Source organism: Asanoa ferruginea (assembly GCF_003387075.1).
Taxonomy (GTDB): Bacteria; Actinomycetota; Actinomycetes; order Mycobacteriales; family Micromonosporaceae; genus Asanoa; species Asanoa ferruginea.
In genome coordinates, this window is the sequence record NZ_QUMQ01000001.1 from 2,348,858 (window position 1) to 2,368,348 (window position 19,491).

Sequence of the window (19,491 nt, forward strand, 5' to 3'; positions counted from 1 at the left end):
GGGTGTGCTCCCCGGACCCGGCAAGCTAGCGTTCCGCACATGCCCGCACGCGAACCCGACCCGCGCGACGTGCTGATTCTTCCGGCACCGCCGCCGGACGCCGTGGTCGCCTACGGCCCACACCTCGACCACGTCGCTGACGTGCGGCTGCCGCTGACCAGGTCCGGGCCGTTGGTCGCGCCGCTGGTCGTGGTGATCCACGGCGGATTCTGGCGCGCCGAGTACGACCGGGCACACACCGGGCATCTCGCGGCCGCGCTGGTGGCCCTGGGCTACCCGGTCGCGCAGCTCGAATACCGGCGGACCGGGCCGGGGGCGCCGGGTGGCTGGCCGGCGACCTTCGACGACGTCGTGGCCGGGGTGGAGGCACTGCCGGCGCTCGTCGCCGCGGTGGCCGCCTCGCTGGGGCGTCCCGCGCCGGCGCCCGGCCCACCGCTCCTTGTCGGTCATTCCGCGGGCGGTCACCTCGCTCTCTGGTACGCCGCCCATGCGCCTTCCGCACCCGCCGGCGTGCTGGCGCTGGCGCCGGTGGCGGACCTGGCCGAGGCACACCGGCTCGACCTCGACGGCGGTGCCGTGACGGCCCTGCTCGGTGGTGACCCGACCACCCGAGCGGCGGCCTACGCCGCAGCGGAGCCACTGCCGACGATGCCGTTGCGATCACCCACGGTGATCGTGCACGGCACGGCAGATGTGCAAGTACCGATCTCATTGAGCCGGGGGTACGCGTCAGCCGCGCGGGCCGGCGGTAGCGAAATCACGCTTTCAGAGCTTCCCAATGTGGGTCATTTCGAACTCATCGATCCCCGGTCGGCCGCCTGGCGCAAGGTGACAGAGGCGTTGCGGTCGTTGCAGTGGTGATCATCTTCATTGACGCAGCGTCGTTGAGACGGTAGGAACCCGGGGGAGTGTGGGAACCAGCCCACCGGTCGGGGAAGGTCGTTCCGTGTCGCAGATGGATCGTCGCCAGGCGTTGCGGTTGTTCGCCGCGCTGGGCGCCGCGGGCTTCGCCGCGGGTTGCGGCACCGGTAACACCGAGGAAGCGGCCGCAGGCAACCAACTGGTCAGCGACAAGCCGATCAAAATCGGTCTGATCGCGCCGCAGACCGCGGGCTACAAGAGCGTCGGTGACGAGATCGCCCGGGGCTTCAACCTGTTCCTCGAGACCAACGACCAACGGCTCGGCGGCCACCAGGTGCAGCTCGTCGTCGCCGACGAGGGCGACACGGTCGAGTCCGGCAAGGCCGCCCTCGACGGTCTGCTCAAGCAGGGCGTGCTGGCGTTGACCGGCGTCGTCAACTCGACCGTCATGCTCGGCATCCGGGACACCGTCGAGCAGGCCCGGATCCCGCTGATCGGTTCCGTCGCCTCGCCGTCCGACCTCCAGAGCGTGGTCTACATCTGGCGCACGTCCTATGTGAACAACGAGCCCGGCCAGGCGCTCGGCCACTGGGTGGCGCAGGAGACCAAGGGCAAGGTCGGCATCATCGCGCCCGAATACGAGGCCGGCCACGACGCCGTCGACGGGTTCCGCAGCACGTTCGGCCCCACCGACCCGCGGATCTCCGCCGCTCCGGTGTGGACGGAATACAACGCGGAGCCGACGAAGAACTTCTTCCGCGCCAAGATAGATGAGCTACGCCAGAGCAACCCGAAGACCATCTACTGTTTCTACAGTGGACAGGCCGGCGTCGAGTTCTTGCGCCAGCTGCACGCCGACGGTTTCCGCGGCGCCGTCTACGCGCCCGGCTTCCTCACCGAGGGCGAGGTGCTCGGCGAGCTGAAGGGCCCGGAGGCCAGCAACATCTTCACCGCGCTCAACTACTCGCCCGACCTCAACAACGCCGCCAACCGCGAGTTCGCGTCCGCCTACCGCAGCGCCTACGACGCGACCCCGACGACCTACGCGGTGGCCTCCTACGACGCCGCCCAGGCGATCGACAAGGCCGTGCGGATCGCCGGGCCCGACCCGACGCCGCAGGCGGTCAACCTGGCCATGGGCAAGATCGGCGTGATCGACAGCCCGCGCGGCGAGTGGCAGTTCAACCAGACCCGCACCCCGCAGCAGAAGTGGTACCTGCGCGAGGTGCGCCGCGACGGCCCCGTGCTGTCGAATGTCGTGATCAGCGAGCTGGCGACGCTGGGCTGAGGCCGGCCCCTGCGCGCAACTCCGCGACGCAGCACTTCACGCTGCCGCCGCCCTTCTTGAGCTCGCTCAGCTCGACCGGGACGGGCGTGTAGCCGGCCGCGGCCAGCTTCGCGGCTAGACCGGTCGCTTCGGCGTTGAAGACGACGTTGCGGCCGTCGCTGACCAGATTCAGTCCGAACGCCAGCGCGTCGGCCTCGTCGGCGACCAGGGCGTCGGGGAAGAGCTGGGCCAGCACCCGCTGCGAGCCCGGGGAGAACGCGCCCGGGTAGTAGGTGATCCGTGCGTCGTCGAGCGCGGCCAGGGCCACGTCGAGGTGGTAGAAGCGCGGGTCGACGAGCTGGAGCGAGATCACCGGGCGGCCGAGGGCCTCCTGGGCGTGGCTGTGCGCCACCGACTCGGTGCGGAAGCCATGACCGGCAAGGATCATTCCGCCGTACGCCTCGGGCAGGTAGGCGAAGTCACCCTCGCCCTCGTTGATCTCCGTGGGCTCGACGTAGGGCCAGCTGTGCTCGGCGTAGAAGGCCCGGTGCGCGGCTGCCTCGGCGGCCCGTTGCGGGTAGCGGAAGCGGGCGCCGAACGCCGTACCGTCGACGGTGAAGGCGCCGTTGGCGGCGTAGACCATGTCGGGCAGCCCGTCTTCGGCCGGCAGCACGTGGACCGTGTGGCCGAGCCCGGTGAGCGTCTCGCGGAGCACCTGCCACTGCTTCAGGGCCAGCTCCGGGTCGACCGGCGCGCTCGTGTCCATCCAGGGATTGATCGCGTAGGTGACCGCGAACCATTCCGGCGGGCACATGAGATATGTCCGCATACGTGGCATCCGCTCGTCCTTCACGATCACCATGATCAGGTACTCTTCGTGGTCAAGACAGCCGAATCTCTTGCTTGGGAGAGGCGAAACGTTGCAGATCGACGACGTAGATCAGCGAATCATTGCGTCGCTCGTCGCTGACGCCCGCGCCTCCTACTCGGAGATCGGAGAACGGGTCTCGCTCTCGGCCCCGGCGGTGAAGAGGCGCGTCGATCGCTTGCGCTCCGCGGGCGTGATCCGCGGCTTCACGGCCGTCGTCGACCCGGCCGCGGTGGGCTGGACGACGGAGGCGTTCGTCGAGCTCTACTGCACCGGCCGCACCACGCCCGCCCAACTCACGGTCGCGACCCGGCGGCACCCGGAGGTGGTCGGCGCCTACACGGTCTCCGGCGAGGCCGACGCCCTCGTGCACCTGCGGGCCGCCGACATCGCCCACCTGGAGCAGGCCCTGGAGCGGCTGCGGGCCGAACCGTTCGTCACCTCGACCCGCAGCATGATCGTGCTGAGCCGGCTGGTCGACTCACCGAACGTGGTGCCGGCGGAACGGTGAGGCGGGTGGCCGCGTCAAACCCGGCATGACCAACGCCCGTCGCGCCGCGTACGCCGTTGTCGCTGTCTTGCTCGTCTCGGGGTGCACAGCTTCCCCCTCGCCCGCTCCCGCCCCGGCCCCGGTCGTGGCCCTCCCCGCACCGGCGTTCAAGCTGGTCGCGTTCGACTCCTGCGCCGACGTGCTCGGCGGTCTGAAGAGCGCCGCCAAGGCAGTGGTGACGCCGTGGGGGTTCAACGGGGGCATGATGTCGGCCCGCCGGACGGCAAGCGCCTTCGCCGCGGGAGACCAGGCGGCCAAGTCGGTGCCCGAGCCGGCCGGAGTCGGCTTCTCCGGAACCAACACCCAGGAGACCGGCGTCGACGAACCCGACCTGGTCAAGACCGACGGACGCCGAATCGTCACCGTCACGGGCGGCATGCTCCGGGTGCTCGATCCCGCGACCCGCCGGATGACCGGCCGCCTCGACCTCACCGCCGGAACCGACGAATACCTCGCCGACGCCAGTCTGCTGCTGTCCGGCGACCGGGCGCTGGTGCTGATGTCGCAGGGTGGTCCCGGCCGGCGTTTTCCCGCCGCTGACGTGGCCACTGCCCAGTCCAAGCTGCTTTCCTACGGAGACCTGACGTTCCGGTTGGTCACGGTCGACCTGGCGGGGACGCGGCCCGCGGTGGTCAGCTCGTTCACGATCGACGGCGCGCTGGTCGACGCCCGCCAGGTCGGCGCCACGGCGCGGATCGTGGTGCGCAGCACGCCGCGCCTCGACTTCCCGTTCCGGGAAAACGCGACCGAGGCGCAACGCCTGGCCGAGAACCGGCGGGTCATTGATCGGTCCACGGTGGATGATTGGCTGCCGCGCTGGAGCTCCGACAGTGCTAGCGGGCACATTGACTGCGGTGCGGTCCGCAAGCCGGACACGTTCTCCGGCACGTCGCTGCTGACGGTATTGAGCTTCGACATCGGGGCCCCGCTGGGCACCGGCGACCCGACCACGATCGTCGCGGACGGCAACTTCGTCTACGGCAGCGGCGCGAGCCTCTACGTGGCGAACGACGAGAGTTGGCGCGGCATCCGCTCTGACTTCGGAACGGCGTTCGTCCTGCCGCAGGACCAGGAAACGAAGATCTACCGCTTCGACATCACGGGTTCCGGGCCGCCACGGTTCGTCGCCTCTGGCTCGGTGCCCGGGACGTTGCTCAACCAATACGCGATGTCTGAATACGACGGCCACCTGCGCGTTGCCACCACGCGGGCATCGTCGTCGTCGGTCTACGTGTTGAGGTCGACCGACATGTCCAAGGTTGGCTCGGTCGGCGGCCTGGGCAAGAACGAGCAGATCTACGCGGTCCGCTTCACCGGCCCGGTCGGCTACGTGGTCACGTTCCGCCAGACCGATCCGCTCTACACTCTCGACCTGCACAACCCGGCATCCCCAGCCGTGGCCGGCGAACTGAAGATCAATGGCTACTCGTCCTACCTGCACCCGATCGACGCCAACCACGTGATCGGCGTGGGCCAGGACGCCGACAGCCGCGGCCGCGTGCTGGGCACCCAGGTCTCGGTGTTCGACGTATCCGACCTGTCAAGCCCGCGCCGGGTCGCCCAGCACGTGGTGAAGAACGGGTGGTCGGAGGCCGAGTCCGACCCGCACGCCTTCCTCTACTGGCCCGAGACGGGCTTGCTGGTCGTGCCATTGTCGGCTCAGACAACATACGGCGCACTGGCGTTGAGGTTGTCCGGGTCGCGGCTGGAGCAACTCGCAACGGTTCGCCACCCGACGTCGACGCCATGGCAGGGGTCGATCCGGCGCTCGTTGATGGTGGGCGGGACACTGTGGACGGTGTCAGACGGCGGCATGCGCGCCACAGACACAACGTCAATGCGCGACGCGGCCTGGATTCCGTTCACGTAGGCCGGCGGGACGGGTATTTTCGGCGACCGAACTCGGGGTTGACGCCAGGCTCCGCGCAATCGAGCGCCAGGATTGCCGGCCGGCGCCAAGCTTCCGGGCGGAAACCGGCCGTTCCGAGCTGGCGCCAGGTTTCCGGGCTGGCGCCTGGCTTGGGGCAGCGACAGGTATTCGAGCTAGCGCTAGACGCCGGCGGGTTGGCTACAGATACATGCCGGTCTTGGGTTCTTCGGCGGCGCGGTTGGCGGGCTTGTCGCCCTCGCCGAAGAAACGCTTGCCGCCGAACTCGCCGTGTAGCCGGTCGTCGAGTTCGTCGGCGAGCCCGGTCATCACCTGGACGGCGAGCATCAGGTGGGTCGCCTGGAAGTTGCGGCCGAACACGGGGATCGACGCCCAGACGGTGTCGTTGGTGCAGTAGAGACGACCGATCGGCATGCGGTTGGTCAGCTCGGAGAGCTTGACGTAGAGCTGCTCGGTCGGCTCGATCTCGGTCAGCACGGGCGAGAAGACGTCGACGAGCGGCGGGTTGTCGCGGACGCGCACGAACACCATCGCCGAGCCCGCCCGGATCCCGATGTCGCCGTCGGAGTCGACCTTGAGAGCCTCGGCATCCGACTTCATCAGCGTGGCGACCACGGTCCGGACCCGCTCCTCGAGCCCGATGCTGTCGTCTTCGACAACGGTCTCGCCCCGGGCGGCCATCGCCTGGCCCGCCTTAATGGCCGCGTCGAGGTCAAGGTTGCCGGCCAGCTCGGGCCGCGCGGTGGCAAGCGCCTCCACGTCGATGGGCTCGTCTTCGGCGTCGTGCACGAGGTAAACCAGGAACGCCGGATGCGGAGCGCCGTAGACGTCGCGCAGCGTGCGCGAAACGGTCGTGGCAATCTTCGACGCATCCTTGATCGAGGCGTGCAGCCCGAACTGCTCTCCCGAATCCGGCAACACCCCCGGCGGCGACCAGCCGAGCGCGACAAGGTCTGCGACAGCAGCGCGATCAAGCCGGTACCCCTGCGGCAACCCGGCGTTGCCAACGGCGAGCGCCCGCACGAGCCCGTCACCGAGGATCAGCAACTCGACGGAGTAAACGGCCGTACCCGTCCCCGAGGCGGTCGGATCGAGGGTCAGCTCAACCCGAGCGCCAACCGGCAACTCGGGAAGCATCTTCGCCAGCGCCCGCGCAAAGTCCCGCCAAGCCTCGGTGACCTTGCCCCTCAAATCGGCCGTGCTGGCCTCGTCGAGCAGGATGGCGTCTGTAAGCCCATCGTCCCCCGCACTCGCTGACGTCATGATCGCCTCCGTCCGTCAGCCACACCCTACCCACGGCACCGGTGCCCACGGATAGGCCGGTGTGAGTCGGATAACGGCATTACACCGCGCTTACGCCCAGTCTGCTGACCGAGCCCTCACGATCTCGCTCCCGCCCCAGGCCAGACCCATGATCATTGCTCGTCCCAGCACGGATTCTCGGTGGCTGAGACCGGCCGCGGCAAGATCAGACCCGCAACGGCCGCAGCTAGATCGTTCGCCTTGCTCGGCCCGGTCCACCGCAGGGCACGCTTCCCGGCGGACGCTACCCGCACCTTCGGTGCCGGCCCACCCTGCTTGATCTGCCAGACCGCAGCTAGGGACCTTGTTTACCGACATCTGGACGTACTCAGGCCGACCCTCGGCACAAAGCTAACGCGGTCGGCCAGCGAGGCGAAGTGCTCGCCATCGAGGACGGGGGAGAACCTGCTCAGCGATCGCGATCGCGGTCGCGGTCGCTGGCAGCGGCCGGGCCGGCCTGGGCCGTAGCGAGGGCAGTCAACGCCGCCGCCGCTTCCTGTGGGTCCGCGCCCCGCCCGACGGCGAGCCCCAGCAGGTAGGCCGTCACCGGCGCCGCCGGCCGAACCGTGTTGTGTGCGACGTCCCTGGCCAGGTTGAGCACGAGCGACACGGAGGCATCAGCCGGTGCGATGCCGAGCTCGGCGCATGCGGCCTTGACCCACTCGTCGAGCGTCATACCGCTTTCTCCGCTGTCAGCCATTCCCGAACCCTACGGAGATCCTCCTCGGTATCACAGTCGAACCACGGTGGCGGCCCAGCGACATCCCACGACACCTCAACCACGTCGAGTGGCTGGACGAGCGCCCGCATGGACGCACCGCTCAGCCCACCGGCCCGGTCGCGAGCCAGCTCCGCGATGCTGCGCCGCAACGCGTCTGCCCGCCACGCCCCGCACAAGAGCTGCCTCCGCCCGTCGTGGTCGACGAACAGCGCACCGTCTGCTGTGGATAGACGCGCGCGCAGTGTGGCAACGGCGTTCACAGTCAGCAACGGCAGGTCGCCGGCGACGACGACCACGTCGCGCGAATTCCGGTCGATCGCCGCCAACCCCGCCGCGACCGCGGCGACCGGCCCGCCGCCCGGTGGATCCTCGCGCGTGTAGCCCACGCCCTCAGGCACATCGCCGCTTCCACCGACAACTACGCGGGCATCGGCACCGACCAGGGCATCCAGCACCCGGTCGCGCATCGAACGACCGGCCACCAGCACCGACGGCTTATCGGGCCCACCCATCCGCCGGCCCGAGCCACCGGCCAGCACAACGGCCGCGAACCCCGTCACAGCACTCCCTTCGGCGACGATTCCCGCTCCCGACCCTACGGCGACGGGGTCGAGGCCCGGCAGAAATCACTTCTCGGCACTTCCACGGTGGTTGGCAACTCCTTCGCGGCCGGGACCTCGTTCTCCGTTCTGGCCACACGGGCCCGCTCCACTCAGCCAACGCCCCATACGACCCCCCAGGGCGGCCAACTGCGGCGAGTGCGGGGATCCGAGGCCGAGCAGGCGCGCGCTGCGAAGACCATTGACCGCCAACGCTTCAGAATTGCTCGTCTTCTCTCGGCGGCGTGGCTGTGGGCGGGGCAGGATGGGGGCGTGGGCAGGGTTACCGACCGGCGCGAGATCGTCCGGATCGACCTCTCGGCCGGGACCGCCGTGCGGCGGATGGATTCGGTCTCGGGTGAGGAGCCGCTCGAGATCCGGGTTGGGACGCGGGCCGACGGCAAGACGCCGCGACGGCCATTGGCTGTCACGATGCGTACGCCCGGAGACGATATTGATCTCGCCATCGGGTTTCTGTTGACCGAAGGGGTCATCCGGGGCGCCGCCGACATCGTCACCGCTCAGCTCTGTGCTGGAACGGACACGCCCAACACCTACAACGTGGTCGACATCGTGCTGGCCGACGGGGTGCCGGCGCCCGACACGGATCCGGCTCGCGCCTTCTACACGACCAGTTCCTGCGGCGTCTGCGGCAAGGCCAGCATCGACGCGATCCGGACGCAGTCGCCCTGGCACCTCGGTGACGACCCGATGACCGTCTCCGCTGAGCTGCTGGCCAGCCTGCCCGATCGGCTGCGGGCCGCGCAGCAGGCCTTCGCGCGCACGGGCGGGCTGCATGCCGCCGGTCTCTTCACCGCGGCCGGCGAGGCCGTGTTGGTGCGGGAGGACGTCGGCCGGCACAACGCCGTCGACAAGGTTGTCGGCCGGGCCGTCGCGGAGCACCGGTTGCCGTTGCGCGACCACGTGTTGCTGGTCTCCGGGCGGGCCAGTTTCGAGCTCACGCAGAAGGCCTGGATGGCGGGCATTCCATTGCTCGCCGCCGTGTCGGCGCCGAGCTCGCTCGCCGTCGACCTGGCTCAGGAAGCGGGCATGACTCTGGTCGGATTCCTGCGCGGAGCGACGATGAACGTGTATTCCGGCGCCCACCGGGTCACCCAGCCGCAGCCGGAGGACCGCGCGGCCAGCCCGGCGGTGCGCTGAGCCCCGCCTGGCGAGGTCAGCCCACGCCAGCAGCAGTGCGGCCGCTGTCGACACGGCGGCCAGCCACGAGAACGGCATCGCGCACCCCCTAGCTCGCCTGGTCTAGGCCCGTGTGCGGGCCGATCCAGCGCCGTCGCGTGGTTCGGCGGTCGCGCCGCGGCGACGCGCGGTGGGGCTGCGCCTCGGCGTCGGCCACGATCGAGGGCGGCAGGCACTGGTCGAGGATCTCGTCGATCATCCGGGCCAGCGCGTAGTCGGGGTCGACCGCCAGCGCCCGCTCGACCGCGATGGTCGCCAGCGCGCCGTGGCCTGATCGCCATGCCGTGTAGGCCAGCAGGCTCGCCGGCGCCGCGGCCAGCGGCGGGTCGACGCGGCGGACGACGTCGCTCCACAGGTCGACCTGCCAGTCGTCGTCGGTGCTGTGCTCCCACGCGTGGTCACGCACCGGCAGGTGGACCAGCAGGACGCTGAGCCAGGCCACCTCGTCGTCGGTGAGGCGGCGGCCGGCGCGGTAGCGGTCGAACGCGGCGTCGACGGCCTCGTCGCCCGCTGTGCGCAGCGCCTTCGCGACCCGGGCGTTGGCGCGGACGGCCGCACCCGCGGAACGCAGCGCGATCGTCCGGAGCCGGGGCTGTCCGTTGTCGGGAGCCGAACGGGCGCCTTCGACGAGGGCGGTCAGGCGGGCGTCGGCGCGTGTCGTGGCCTCGGTCATCGCCATCCGTGCGGCGCCGTCGACCGGGGCGATGGACGCCGCCACGGCATCCCGGTCGGGCAGCGCCACGCGGCCGGCGTAAACCGCGGCGGCGCCCACGCAGGTTGTCGTCGGGTCGTAGGTCTTGCCCTCGGGTGGACAGCAGGTCGGGTTGGTGCAGACGTAGGACCAGTAGCGGCCGGCGTCGACCCGGAGCACGTCGAGGGTGTGGATGTCGGCCGACTTCAGCGCCGCGCACAGCGCCTCGGCGGCGGGGGTCACCGACCTGGACGGGCCGTATCCGACGATCGCGACCGTGTCGACGGTGTCGCGCTGGAGCAGCGACAGCAGCCGCCGCGCGATGTGTTCCGGGGCGACCCCGCCGGGCAGGTCGCCACGGGCCACGAAGCGCACGCGGACTCCGACGATCGCGATGACCACGATGCTGTCGGACGGGTGGAACCCGAGCAGATAGGGCACCGACGCGATCAGGTCGGCGCAGGAACGCAAGGTGATGGGTGGCGCCTGGGTAGCGGTCATGGCGCGGAAGCGTGGCCGATGCCGGTGCGTGATCGCCACCGCACTATGGGCAACCTGTGGATAACTTGTGCCACGACACGCTCGACCCGAAGTTATCCACAGGCAACTCGTCAAGATCCCCGCGGAAACGGCCCCACCCGCGAAACTCAGCTCCGGAAGCGCAGCCCGAACAGGTCTATGTCGACGTTGTCCACGGTGGACGGCGCCGGGTGCAGGTCGAGGCTGAGCTCGACAGCGGAGAGGAGGTCGAAACCAGCGGCATGAAGCGACTTCAGAGCTTCGACGTTGCGCGACTCCGGTCGGATCGTGAGCCGCGCGAGCGAGCGCTTCTTGGCCTCGCCGGAAACGTGCTTGAGCAGCTTGGCGCCCACGCCCGCGCCGCGGTGCCGGGCGGCGACGACGATCGGCTCCACCTCACCGGTGGTGCCCTGCATCAACAACCCGACCAGACCGATCACGCCCTCCCCGGCGTCTTCGGCCACCCAGATCCCCGACAGGTCGATCCGGGTCAGATAGTCCTCGAAACCGGCGCCCGGGTCCGGGCCCGGAGACTGCCCATACAGACCACTTCGCCGCTCCGCGAGCTCGGCCCACAGGGCGCGCCCCGCGGAGTGGTCCCCGGGTCGATAAGGCCGGACCACCGCATCCGTCATGTCCTCATGCTTACTCTCCGAAGCGACCCGGCGGAACCCGACGCACGACAGGGGTACAGACTTGGTCGTCATGGACCTGGCCTACCTCCGGTCTCATCCGCAACATCTGCCGACTTTCCTCAAACACCAGCGGATACGCGAGACGCCGGTCGCGGGCGGCAGCATCGCGGCGGCATCCCGGCTGACCCTCGACGACGGCGCCTCGCTGTTCGTCAAGACCTGGCCCGAGCGGTCGTCGGCGCCCACTCCCGAGGGTTTCTTCACCACGGAGGCGGCTGGTCTCGAGTGGCTGCGGACTCCCGACGGGCCGCCGCTGCCGGAGGTGCTGGCGGCGCTACCGGAACTGCTGGCGCTGGAGTGGCTCGACGCGGGAGAGCCGACCAGGGAGGGAGCCGAGCGATTCGGCAGGCAACTCGCGGCCATGCATCGCGCTGGTGCGCCGGCGTTCGGGGCGGAGTGGCCCGGCTTCATCGGCGCCCTGACCCAGGACAACACGCCCTCCGCCCAGCCGTGGCCGCGTTGGTTCGCCGAGCGGCGGCTACAGCCATATTTGCGGCTCTCGGCCGATGGTGGGGCACTGTCCGCGGCCGACATCGAGGCCACGGAGCGGTTGATCGACCAGATCGAGGTGTACGGCGGAGCCGAGCCACCGTCGCGCATCCACGGCGACCTGTGGCCAGGCAACCTCTATTGGGCGGGCGACGGCCGCGCCTGGCTGATCGACCCGGCCGCGCACGGCGGTCATCGCGAGACCGACCTCGCGCAACTCGCGCTCTTCGGTGGAGCGCCGGAGTTGGCCCGGATCGTCGACGCCTACAACGAGGAGTGGCCGCTCGCCGACGGTTGGCGGCAACGGGTGCCGTTGCATCAGTTGCACCTGCTGCTCGTGCACACGGCGTTGTTCGGCTCGGCCTACCGGTCCGCGGTCCGCCAGGCGGTCGACACCCTGCTGCTGGCGTAGCGCGGTCCTGCTCGCGCAGCAGGGTCCCGCGGGCGCAGCGCGGTCCGCGGGCGCAGCGCGGCCGTGCGGGCGAGGCTCGGTCTCCCGGACTCGCCGGATTGATCGAGGCAAGTGCCTGATCGGTCGGACGAAGGCGACCTTGCGGGAATCCACGGGCGGGAGCTTTACGCGATACGGTCGAAGCGTGACGATAACCGAGGTCCGGGCCACGGATGGGGTGTTGGCCGACCGCTTCGGACGGGTAGCAACCGATCTGCGGGTGTCGCTGACCGATCGGTGCAACCTGCGCTGCACCTACTGCATGCCTGCTGAGGGGCTTGCGTGGCTGCCGCGGGAAGAGTTGCTCACTGACGACGAGATCGTCCGGTTGGTGCGCGTCGCGGTGGAGCGGCTTGGGGTCACGGATGTCCGGTTCACCGGTGGCGAGCCGCTGATCCGGCCTGGTGTGGTCGCGATCGTCGGAGCTTGTGCCGAGTTGCGGCCTCGGCCGCGGATGTCGGTGACCACCAACGGCATCGGGTTGGAGCGGATGGCCTCGGCGTTGAAGGACGCGGGGTTGGATCGGGTCAACGTCTCGCTCGACACGCTGGATCCGGAGCGGTTCAAGACGCTGACGCGGCGGGATCGGTTCGCGGCGGTGATTTCGGGGCTGACCGCTGCCGCCGACGCCGGGCTCGTTCCGGTGAAGATCAATTCTGTGCTCATGCGTGGGGTCAATGACGACGAGGCGCCGGAGTTGGTGCGGTTCGCGCTGGAGCACGGCTACGAGTTGCGGTTCATCGAGCAGATGCCGCTCGACGCGCAGCACAGTTGGGACCGCGCCACCATGGTGACGGCCGACGAGATTCTGGCGTCGTTGCGGTCCAGCTACCAGCTGCTGCCTGACCCGGTCGAGCGCGGCGGTGCGCCGGCGGAGACGTGGGTGGTTGACGGCTATACCGCGAGTGACGGCGGGCCGGCGCGGGTTGGTGTGATCGGCAGCGTGACGCGGCCGTTCTGCGGTGACTGCGACCGCACCCGGCTGACTGCCGACGGGCAGATCCGCAACTGTCTGTTCGCGACGGACGAGTCAGATCTGCGCGGCGCGATGCGTGGCGGTGCCAGCGACGAGGAGCTTGCCAGGCGGTGGCAGTCGGCGATGCGGGTCAAGCGCGCCGGGCACGGCATCGACGATCCGTCGTTCCTGCAGCCGGCCAGGCCGATGTCCGCCATCGGTGGTTGACGCCCCGCCGGGGCGGACCGGTGTGGGACGGATCGGGTTCAGCCGGGCGATAGGCTGATCGGCATGGGTAATCCCGTTGACGGGTCGGCGTCGGGGGTCGTCACCGTCCGGTTCTTCGCCGGGGCTCGGGCGGCCGCCGGGGTCGCGGAGACCAGCGTGTCCGCTGGGTTGACCCACGATGACTTCGTCGCCGAGCTTGCCGAACGACACGGTGAGCGGTTGGCGACCGTGCTGAAGGTGGCGAGTTTTCTGGTGGATGGGGTCGCCTGGCGGGACGGTCAAAAACCGTTGCCGGCCGGTGCCGAGGTTGATGTCCTGCCGCCCTTCGCGGGTGGGTAAGTGGGAATCATCCTGTTGGCCGTTGTGGCACTCGCCCTCATCGGTCTGATCCACTTTTATCTCTGGAAACGGCTCGTGCGGGACGCCACGCGTCCCGGGCGCTGGCGGCGGATCGGTGCGATCGTCGCTGTCGTTCTCGGGCTGTTGGTTCCGGCGACGCTGATCGGCACCCGCACGGGTCTGACGGTGCTGGCCTGGCCGGGATACCTGTGGATCGCGCTGATGTTCTACCTGCTGGTCGTGCTGCTCCTGCTGGAGATCCCGATGCTGGTCACCCGCATCGTGCTCCGCCGCCGCGCCGCGCCCTTAGGCCAGCGGGCCGACGAGCGACCGGCGTCCGCCGAATGGCCGGCAACGGGACCGCAGTCCACCGAAATGACCGGCCAACCGGTCGAAACGGACCAGGATGCAACGGGCCGGCCCAACACCCGCCAGCCAATCGAGCCGGCACAACACGACACCCGCCGGCCAATCGAGCCGGCCCAACACGACACTCGCCAGGCGACCGGCACCGCGGCCCAACACGACACAGGCCAGGCGACCGGCACCGCGGCCCAGCGCGACACAAGCCAGCGCCAGCCAACCGGGACCGCTGAACACGAAAACAGCCCGGTCACCGAGACGCGCTGGCGCGAGGTCACTGCCGACCAAAACGAACCCCAGACGCAGCACGACCTCGCCGAAGCCGCGAGCCAAACAGCGAGCCGGACCGCGACCGACGACGCCCGCCCCGCCGAAGCACCGCGGCCCGGCATCGAGCGTCGCCTGCTGCTCGCCCGCGGCGCCGCCATCTTCGCGGGGCTCACCGCCACCGGCATCACGGCCTACGGCGCCCGCACCGCCCTGGGCGCACCGCAACTCGACCGCGTCCAGATCACCCTCGCGAAACTGCCCCGCGGAATGGACGGATTCCGGATCGCCACCGTTTCCGACATCCACCTCGGCCCGCTCGCCGGCCGCGCGCACACCGAACGCATCGTCGCCGTCATCAACCGGACCAATGCCGACCTCGTCGCCGTCGTCGGGGACCTCGTCGACGGCAGTGTCAAAGAGCTCGGCCCCGCCGCCGCACCGCTGCGCGGCATGCAGTCGCGGCACGGCTCGTTCTTCGTGACCGGCAACCACGAGTACTACTCCGGCGCCGAGGAATGGCTCGCCGAGGTGGAGAGCCTGGGCATCCGCACGTTGCGCAACGAACGCGAGCTCATCACCGGCACCGGCGGCGCGTTCGACCTCGCCGGCGTCAACGACGTCGCGGGTGCGGGTACGAGCACCGGCGGCCCCGACATTCCCGGTGCCCTGCGCGGCCGCGACGAGACCATCCCGGTCGTGTTGCTCGCGCACCAACCCGTGCAGGTCCACGACGCCGCCGCGCAGCATGTCGACCTCCAGCTTTCCGGCCACACGCACGGCGGTCAGATGGCGCCGTTCAACCTGCTGGTCAAGCTCGACCAACCCGTCGTGCGGGGCTACGCGCGGTTCGGTGACACCCAGCTCTACGTCACCAACGGCGCGGGATTCTGGGGGCCGCCGGTCCGGGTCGGCGCGCCGCCGCAAGTCACTCTTGTGGAGCTTCGTAGCCCATAACGGGTGTGCGACACGCCGCACCACGGTGGACGGTCACCGCATTCTTCATCGGGGCGTGGCACTATGCGGCGTGCTCCCGTACAGCGCCGTACCCTTCGTCGCGGATCTGCACATCCACTCCAAGTACTCCCGCGCCTGCAGCCGCGACCTCACCCTGCCCAATTTGGCGCTGTGGGCCCGGCGCAAGGGCGTCACCCTCCTCGGCACCGGCGACTTCACCCACCCTGCCTGGTTTGAGCACCTGAAGGAAAACCTCCTACCCGCCGAACCCGGACTCTTCCGGCTCGACCGCGACGCCGAGCAGGCCATCACCCGGCAACTGCCGCCGCGGCTGGCCAGCAGCGAAGAGCAGGTCCGCTTCACGCTCTCCGTCGAGATCTCGACGATCTACAAGCGGGACGACCGCACCCGCAAGGTGCACCACCTGATCTACCTGCCCGACCTCGACGCGGTCGCGCGGTTCAACACGGCGCTCGGGCGGATCGGCAACCTCGCCTCCGACGGCCGGCCGATCCTCGGCCTCGACTCGCGCGACCTGCTGGAGATCACGCTCGAGGCGAGCCCGGACGGCTATCTCGTGCCGGCCCACATCTGGACGCCGTGGTTCTCCGCGCTGGGCAGCAAGTCGGGTTTCGACGCGATCGCTGACTGCTACGCCGACCTCGCCGACCACATCTTCGCCGTCGAGACCGGGCTGAGTTCCGACCCGGCGATGAACTGGCGGGTCTCGAGCCTCGACCGCTACCAGTTGGTGTCCAACTCGGACGCCCACTCGCCACCGGCGCTGGCCCGCGAGGCGACCGTCCTGGCCACCGACCTCGACTATTTCGCCGTCCGCGACGCCCTGCGCACCGGCGACGGCCTGGCCGGCACGCTGGAGTTCTTCCCCGAAGAGGGCAAATACCACGGCGACGGCCACCGCCTCTGCGGCGTCAACTGGGTGCCGGCACAGACCAGGACCGCGGGCGGCCTCTGCCCGGAATGCCACAAACCGCTGACCGTGGGCGTCCTCAGCCGGGTCGAAGACCTGGCCGACCGGCACGACGGACACGTCCGGACCAACGCCAAGCCGGTCCAACACCTCCTCGCCCTGGCCGAGATCCTCGGCGAGATCGCCGGCGTCGGCCCGCGCTCGAAAACCGTCGAAGGCAAGCTCAACACCCTGGTCGCCGCCCTCGGCCCCGAGTTGACCATCCTGCGCGACGTGCCGCTCGACGACATCAAGCGGGTCGGCGGCGACCACCTCGAAGAGGCGATCCGCCGGCTCCGCCGGGGCGAGGTCCACCGCACCCCCGGCTACGACGGCGCCTACGGCATCATCCGCGTCTTCAACCCGGACGAGCTGCCCACGAACGCGGCGCAGACAGACACCCTCTTCGACATGCCCGCGCAAACCAAGAAAAAAGCCACAAAAACCCAAAGAGACCGCCCGTCAGAGGGCTCAGCCAGGCGCGGCCCGGTCAAGCGGGTCGAACCGACCCCACCCCCGATCCCGCCGCCACCGCAGGTATCCCCGCACGAGCCGTTCGAGCCGATGCTGGCCGGCATGGAAGAGGTCGGCACCGGCCTGCTCGACCGCCTCGACGCGATGCAGCGGGTCGCCGCGTCGGCACCCGGCGGCCCGATGCTGATCGTCGCCGGCCCCGGCACCGGCAAGACCCGCACGCTCACCCACCGGATCGCCTACCTCTGCGCCGAGCTGGGCGTCTTCGCCGAGCACTGCCTCGCGATCACGTTCACCCGGCGCGCCGCCGAGGAGCTGCGTGCTCGCCTCGACGGCCTGCTCGGCCCGGTCGCCGCCGACGTCACCGTCGCCACGTTCCACTCCCTGGGCCTGACCATCCTGCGCGGCAACGCGGCCGCCGCCGGGCTGCCGAAAGACTTCCGGATCGCCGACGACACCGAGCGGGAGACCGCCCGGAAAGAGGCCGGCGACGACGCGGCGGCCTATGTGAAGCTGCTACGCGGCCAGGACCTGGTCGACCTCGACGAGCTGATCACGCTGCCGTTGCAGCTCCTCCGCAAGGACCCCGACCTGGTCGACCGCTACCAGGGCCGCTGGCGCTGGATCTTCGTCGACGAATACCAGGACGTCGACGAGACGCAGTACGAGCTGCTCCGGCTGCTCTGCCCACCCGACGGCAACCTCTGCGCGATCGGCGACCCGGACCAGTCGATCTACTCGTTCCGCGGCGCCGACGTCGGCTACTTCATGCGCTTCGCCGAAGACTTCACCGACGCCCGGCTGGTCCGGCTGACCCGCAACTACCGCTCCTCGGCTCCGATCCTGGCCGCCGCGGTGCAGGCCATCGCGCCCTCGTCGCTGGTCCGGGGACGGCGGCTGGAACCGGCCCGGCTCGACCCCGAGGCCCCGCTGGTCGGGCGCTACGCCGCGACCTCGGTCACCGACGAAGCCGACTTTGTCGCCCGTACCGTCGATGACCTGGTTGGCGGCCTTTCCCACCGGTCGCTGGACTCGGGGCGGATCAGCGGCAACGCCGCCGGCATCTCCTTCTCCGACGTCGCCGTGCTCTATCGCACCGACCAGCAGGCCGCCCCGATCGTCGAGGCGCTCGCCCGTGCCGGCATCCCGGTGCAGAAACGCTCGCACAACCGGCTGCGCGACCGGGCCGGCGTCGCCGCCATCGCCCGCGAGCTGCGGCTGTCCGGCCCGGCGGCTGAAGGTCAACTTCCTGTCCGGGTACGCCGTGCCGGCCAACTCCTCGCCGAACGGTTCGCGACACCCACCCTCGACAGCAGCAGCACCCCGAGCCCGGCCGACGTGTGGTCGGCGGTCGAGGTGCTCACCCCGCTGGCCCGGCGCTGCGGCGACGACCTCGAGCAGTTCCTGGCCCAGCTCGCCACCGGTGCCGAGGTCGACGCGCTCGACTCCCGCGCCGAGGCGGTCACCCTGCTCACCCTGCACGCGGCGAAGGGCCTCGAGTTCCCGATCGTGTTCCTGGTCGGCTGCGAAGACGGCCTGCTCCCGCTGCGACATTTCGGCAGCAGCACGGAAGACGACACCGCTGAGGAGCGCCGGCTGTTCTTCGTCGGGCTCACCCGGGCACAGGATCGGCTGTATGTGTCGCACGCGCAGCGTAGATTCCGGCTCGGCAGTGAACGTGACACCGGCCCGTCGCCGTTCCTCGGTGCGATCGACGCGGGCCTGTTCGAACGGCTCGGCACGACCGAGGAACGCCGGCCGAAAGACCGTCAGCTCCGGCTGATCTGACCCGCGGCCCGGGTCCGTGGCACGTTGGCGCGGTTCCGGGAGGTGAGCCCCGCAGGGTCAGACGCTACGGTGACCAGAGCACCGCGACCCCCCGCGCGGTGGCCATCGATGAGATCTCCCCTTGGCCAGGAGGAACGTCCATGTCGAACTACGGACCGCCGAACGGTGGGCCGTACCCCGGTCCGCCGCAGGAGCCCTGGCAAGGCCGCCAGCCCAACGATCCCTACGGGCAGCCATCGGACCCGTGGGGCGGGCAGGATCCTTGGGGCGGCCAGCCGCAGTCCAGCCCACCCGGCGGACCAGGCTCGCCCAGCTACGGCGGGGGCGGCGACTACGGCCAGGGCAACCCGGGCTATGGCAACCCGGGTTACGGCAACCCCGACTACACCCAGGGCGGCGGCTACGGTCAGCCCGCCCCGGGCTACGGCCAGCCGCCACCCGGCTACGGCAACCCGACCCAGCAATACGACCCCAACTTCCAGCAATACAGCACGGAGCCGGCCTGGGCGACCCCGCCCGAGGAGCCGCCGCGCAAGAAGCGGTTCAGCCCCGTGCTCGTGCTGGTCATCGTGCTGGCCGTGCTCGTATGCGGCGGCGGCGCGGCGGCGGTCTACTTCGTCGGGCGCCCCGACGACAACAAGGCCCTCGACGCGCCGGCCACGCCCGACCCGAGCGCGGCCGAGCCGACCACCGAGCCGACGACGTCGCCCAACGCCGAGTCGTCGGCCGACGCCCGGTTCGTCAAGAAGGGCCAGTGCGTCAAGAACGTCGGCTCGACCGACGACCCCAAGCTCGAGATCGCCAAGTGCGCGGCGAAGACCTACCAGGTGCTGGCCCGCTACGACGCGGCAACCACCGGCCAGGACGATGCCGAGAAGAAGTGCAAAGACGTCGAGGGCTACACCGACTGGTACTTCTTCGACAGTCCGCTGGACCTCAACGACTACGTGCTCTGTCTCAAGCTGCGATAGCTAGCCGAAACTAGGGCCGTCTAGCACCTGCGCTAGACGGCCCTAGTTATCAGCAGACCGCGACACGCCGTACCCACA

At 70.0% G+C, this 19,491-nt stretch carries 16 protein-coding genes and 2 pseudogenes; 12 read left to right on the forward strand and 6 right to left on the reverse strand.

Annotation, left to right across the window (positions count from 1 at the left end):
- Positions 1-39 precede the first annotated feature (39 nt).
- Positions 40-861 (forward strand): alpha/beta hydrolase family protein, encoded by an 822-nt coding sequence (locus tag DFJ67_RS11240; protein ID WP_116067834.1) that lies wholly within the window; start codon positions 40-42, stop codon positions 859-861.
- Between the two features lie 85 nt (positions 862-946).
- Positions 947-2,149 carry an ABC transporter substrate-binding protein gene (locus DFJ67_RS11245; RefSeq protein WP_116067835.1) on the forward strand — a complete coding sequence of 401 codons (1,203 nt, stop codon included), beginning with the start codon at positions 947-949 and terminating at the stop codon, positions 2,147-2,149.
- On the opposite strand, the gene ddaH is transcribed toward DFJ67_RS11245, so the two are convergent.
- Entirely contained in the window at positions 2,124-2,990 is an 867-nt protein-coding gene (ddaH, locus tag DFJ67_RS11250; protein ID WP_203783294.1) for a dimethylargininase, read from the reverse strand. The two genes, DFJ67_RS11245 and ddaH, sit on opposite strands and share 26 nt — an antisense overlap.
- Positions 2,991-3,048: 58 nt before the next feature.
- Between ddaH and DFJ67_RS11255 the strand changes: the two genes are divergently transcribed.
- A complete protein-coding gene (locus DFJ67_RS11255; protein ID WP_116067836.1) occupies positions 3,049-3,507 on the forward strand; it encodes an Lrp/AsnC family transcriptional regulator in 459 nt (152 codons plus the stop codon).
- Between the two features lie 124 nt (positions 3,508-3,631).
- Positions 3,632-5,416 (forward strand): beta-propeller domain-containing protein, encoded by a 1,785-nt coding sequence (locus DFJ67_RS11260; protein WP_239097045.1) that lies wholly within the window; start codon positions 3,632-3,634, stop codon positions 5,414-5,416.
- 198 nt (positions 5,417-5,614) lie between these two features.
- Here DFJ67_RS11260 and DFJ67_RS11265 read toward each other — a convergent pair whose 3' ends face one another.
- The 3 genes from DFJ67_RS11265 to mobA all read right to left on the reverse strand — a co-directional run bounded on the left by DFJ67_RS11265 (position 5,615) and on the right by mobA (position 8,017).
- Positions 5,615-6,697, reverse strand: a complete 1,083-nt coding sequence (locus tag DFJ67_RS11265; protein ID WP_116067838.1) for a T3SS (YopN, CesT) and YbjN peptide-binding chaperone 1 — start codon at positions 6,695-6,697, stop codon at positions 5,615-5,617.
- 448 nt (positions 6,698-7,145) lie between these two features.
- A complete protein-coding gene (locus DFJ67_RS11270; protein WP_116067839.1) occupies positions 7,146-7,412 on the reverse strand; it encodes a DUF6457 domain-containing protein in 267 nt (88 codons plus the stop codon).
- Complete coding sequence (gene mobA / locus DFJ67_RS11275) at positions 7,409-8,017, reverse strand: molybdenum cofactor guanylyltransferase (protein WP_116067840.1); 609 nt, start codon at positions 8,015-8,017, stop codon at positions 7,409-7,411. Before mobA ends, DFJ67_RS11270 begins: the two co-directional genes overlap by 4 nt.
- A gap of 312 nt (positions 8,018-8,329) precedes the next feature.
- Between mobA and fdhD the strand changes: the two genes are divergently transcribed.
- A complete protein-coding gene (gene fdhD, locus DFJ67_RS11280) occupies positions 8,330-9,217 on the forward strand; it encodes a formate dehydrogenase accessory sulfurtransferase FdhD (protein WP_116067841.1) in 888 nt (295 codons plus the stop codon).
- Between the two features lie 88 nt (positions 9,218-9,305).
- On the opposite strand, the gene DFJ67_RS11285 is transcribed toward fdhD, so the two are convergent.
- Both DFJ67_RS11285 and DFJ67_RS11290 read right to left on the reverse strand, forming a co-directional pair.
- Positions 9,306-10,448 (reverse strand): DUF4192 domain-containing protein, encoded by a 1,143-nt coding sequence (locus DFJ67_RS11285; protein ID WP_116076038.1) that lies wholly within the window; start codon positions 10,446-10,448, stop codon positions 9,306-9,308.
- A gap of 146 nt (positions 10,449-10,594) precedes the next feature.
- Entirely contained in the window at positions 10,595-11,101 is a 507-nt protein-coding gene (locus DFJ67_RS11290) for a GNAT family N-acetyltransferase (RefSeq protein WP_116067842.1), read from the reverse strand.
- 70 nt (positions 11,102-11,171) lie between these two features.
- On the opposite strand from DFJ67_RS11290, the gene DFJ67_RS11295 reads away from it, so the two are divergent.
- The 7 genes and pseudogenes from DFJ67_RS11295 to DFJ67_RS43215 all read left to right on the forward strand — a co-directional run bounded on the left by DFJ67_RS11295 (position 11,172) and on the right by DFJ67_RS43215 (position 19,413).
- Complete coding sequence (locus DFJ67_RS11295; RefSeq protein ID WP_116067843.1) at positions 11,172-12,062, forward strand: fructosamine kinase family protein; 891 nt, start codon at positions 11,172-11,174, stop codon at positions 12,060-12,062.
- A 190-nt stretch (positions 12,063-12,252) separates the two neighbouring features.
- A complete protein-coding gene (gene moaA, locus DFJ67_RS11300) occupies positions 12,253-13,284 on the forward strand; it encodes a GTP 3',8-cyclase MoaA (RefSeq protein WP_116076040.1) in 1,032 nt (343 codons plus the stop codon).
- A 63-nt stretch (positions 13,285-13,347) separates the two neighbouring features.
- Positions 13,348-13,623, forward strand: coding sequence for a MoaD/ThiS family protein (locus DFJ67_RS11305; RefSeq protein ID WP_116067844.1), 276 nt, complete (start codon positions 13,348-13,350; stop codon positions 13,621-13,623).
- Entirely contained in the window at positions 13,624-15,210 is a 1,587-nt protein-coding gene (locus DFJ67_RS11315) for a metallophosphoesterase (RefSeq protein ID WP_239097046.1), read from the forward strand.
- 55 nt (positions 15,211-15,265) lie between these two features.
- Positions 15,266-16,598, forward strand: a pseudogene (locus tag DFJ67_RS44675) (endonuclease Q family protein); the annotation flags it as partial.
- A 74-nt stretch (positions 16,599-16,672) separates the two neighbouring features.
- Positions 16,673-18,442: pseudogene (locus DFJ67_RS44680) on the forward strand (ATP-dependent helicase); the annotation flags it as partial.
- A 140-nt stretch (positions 18,443-18,582) separates the two neighbouring features.
- Positions 18,583-19,413, forward strand: a complete 831-nt coding sequence (locus tag DFJ67_RS43215; protein WP_116067846.1) for an LppU/SCO3897 family protein — start codon at positions 18,583-18,585, stop codon at positions 19,411-19,413.
- The last annotated feature ends 78 nt before the right edge of the window (positions 19,414-19,491 follow it).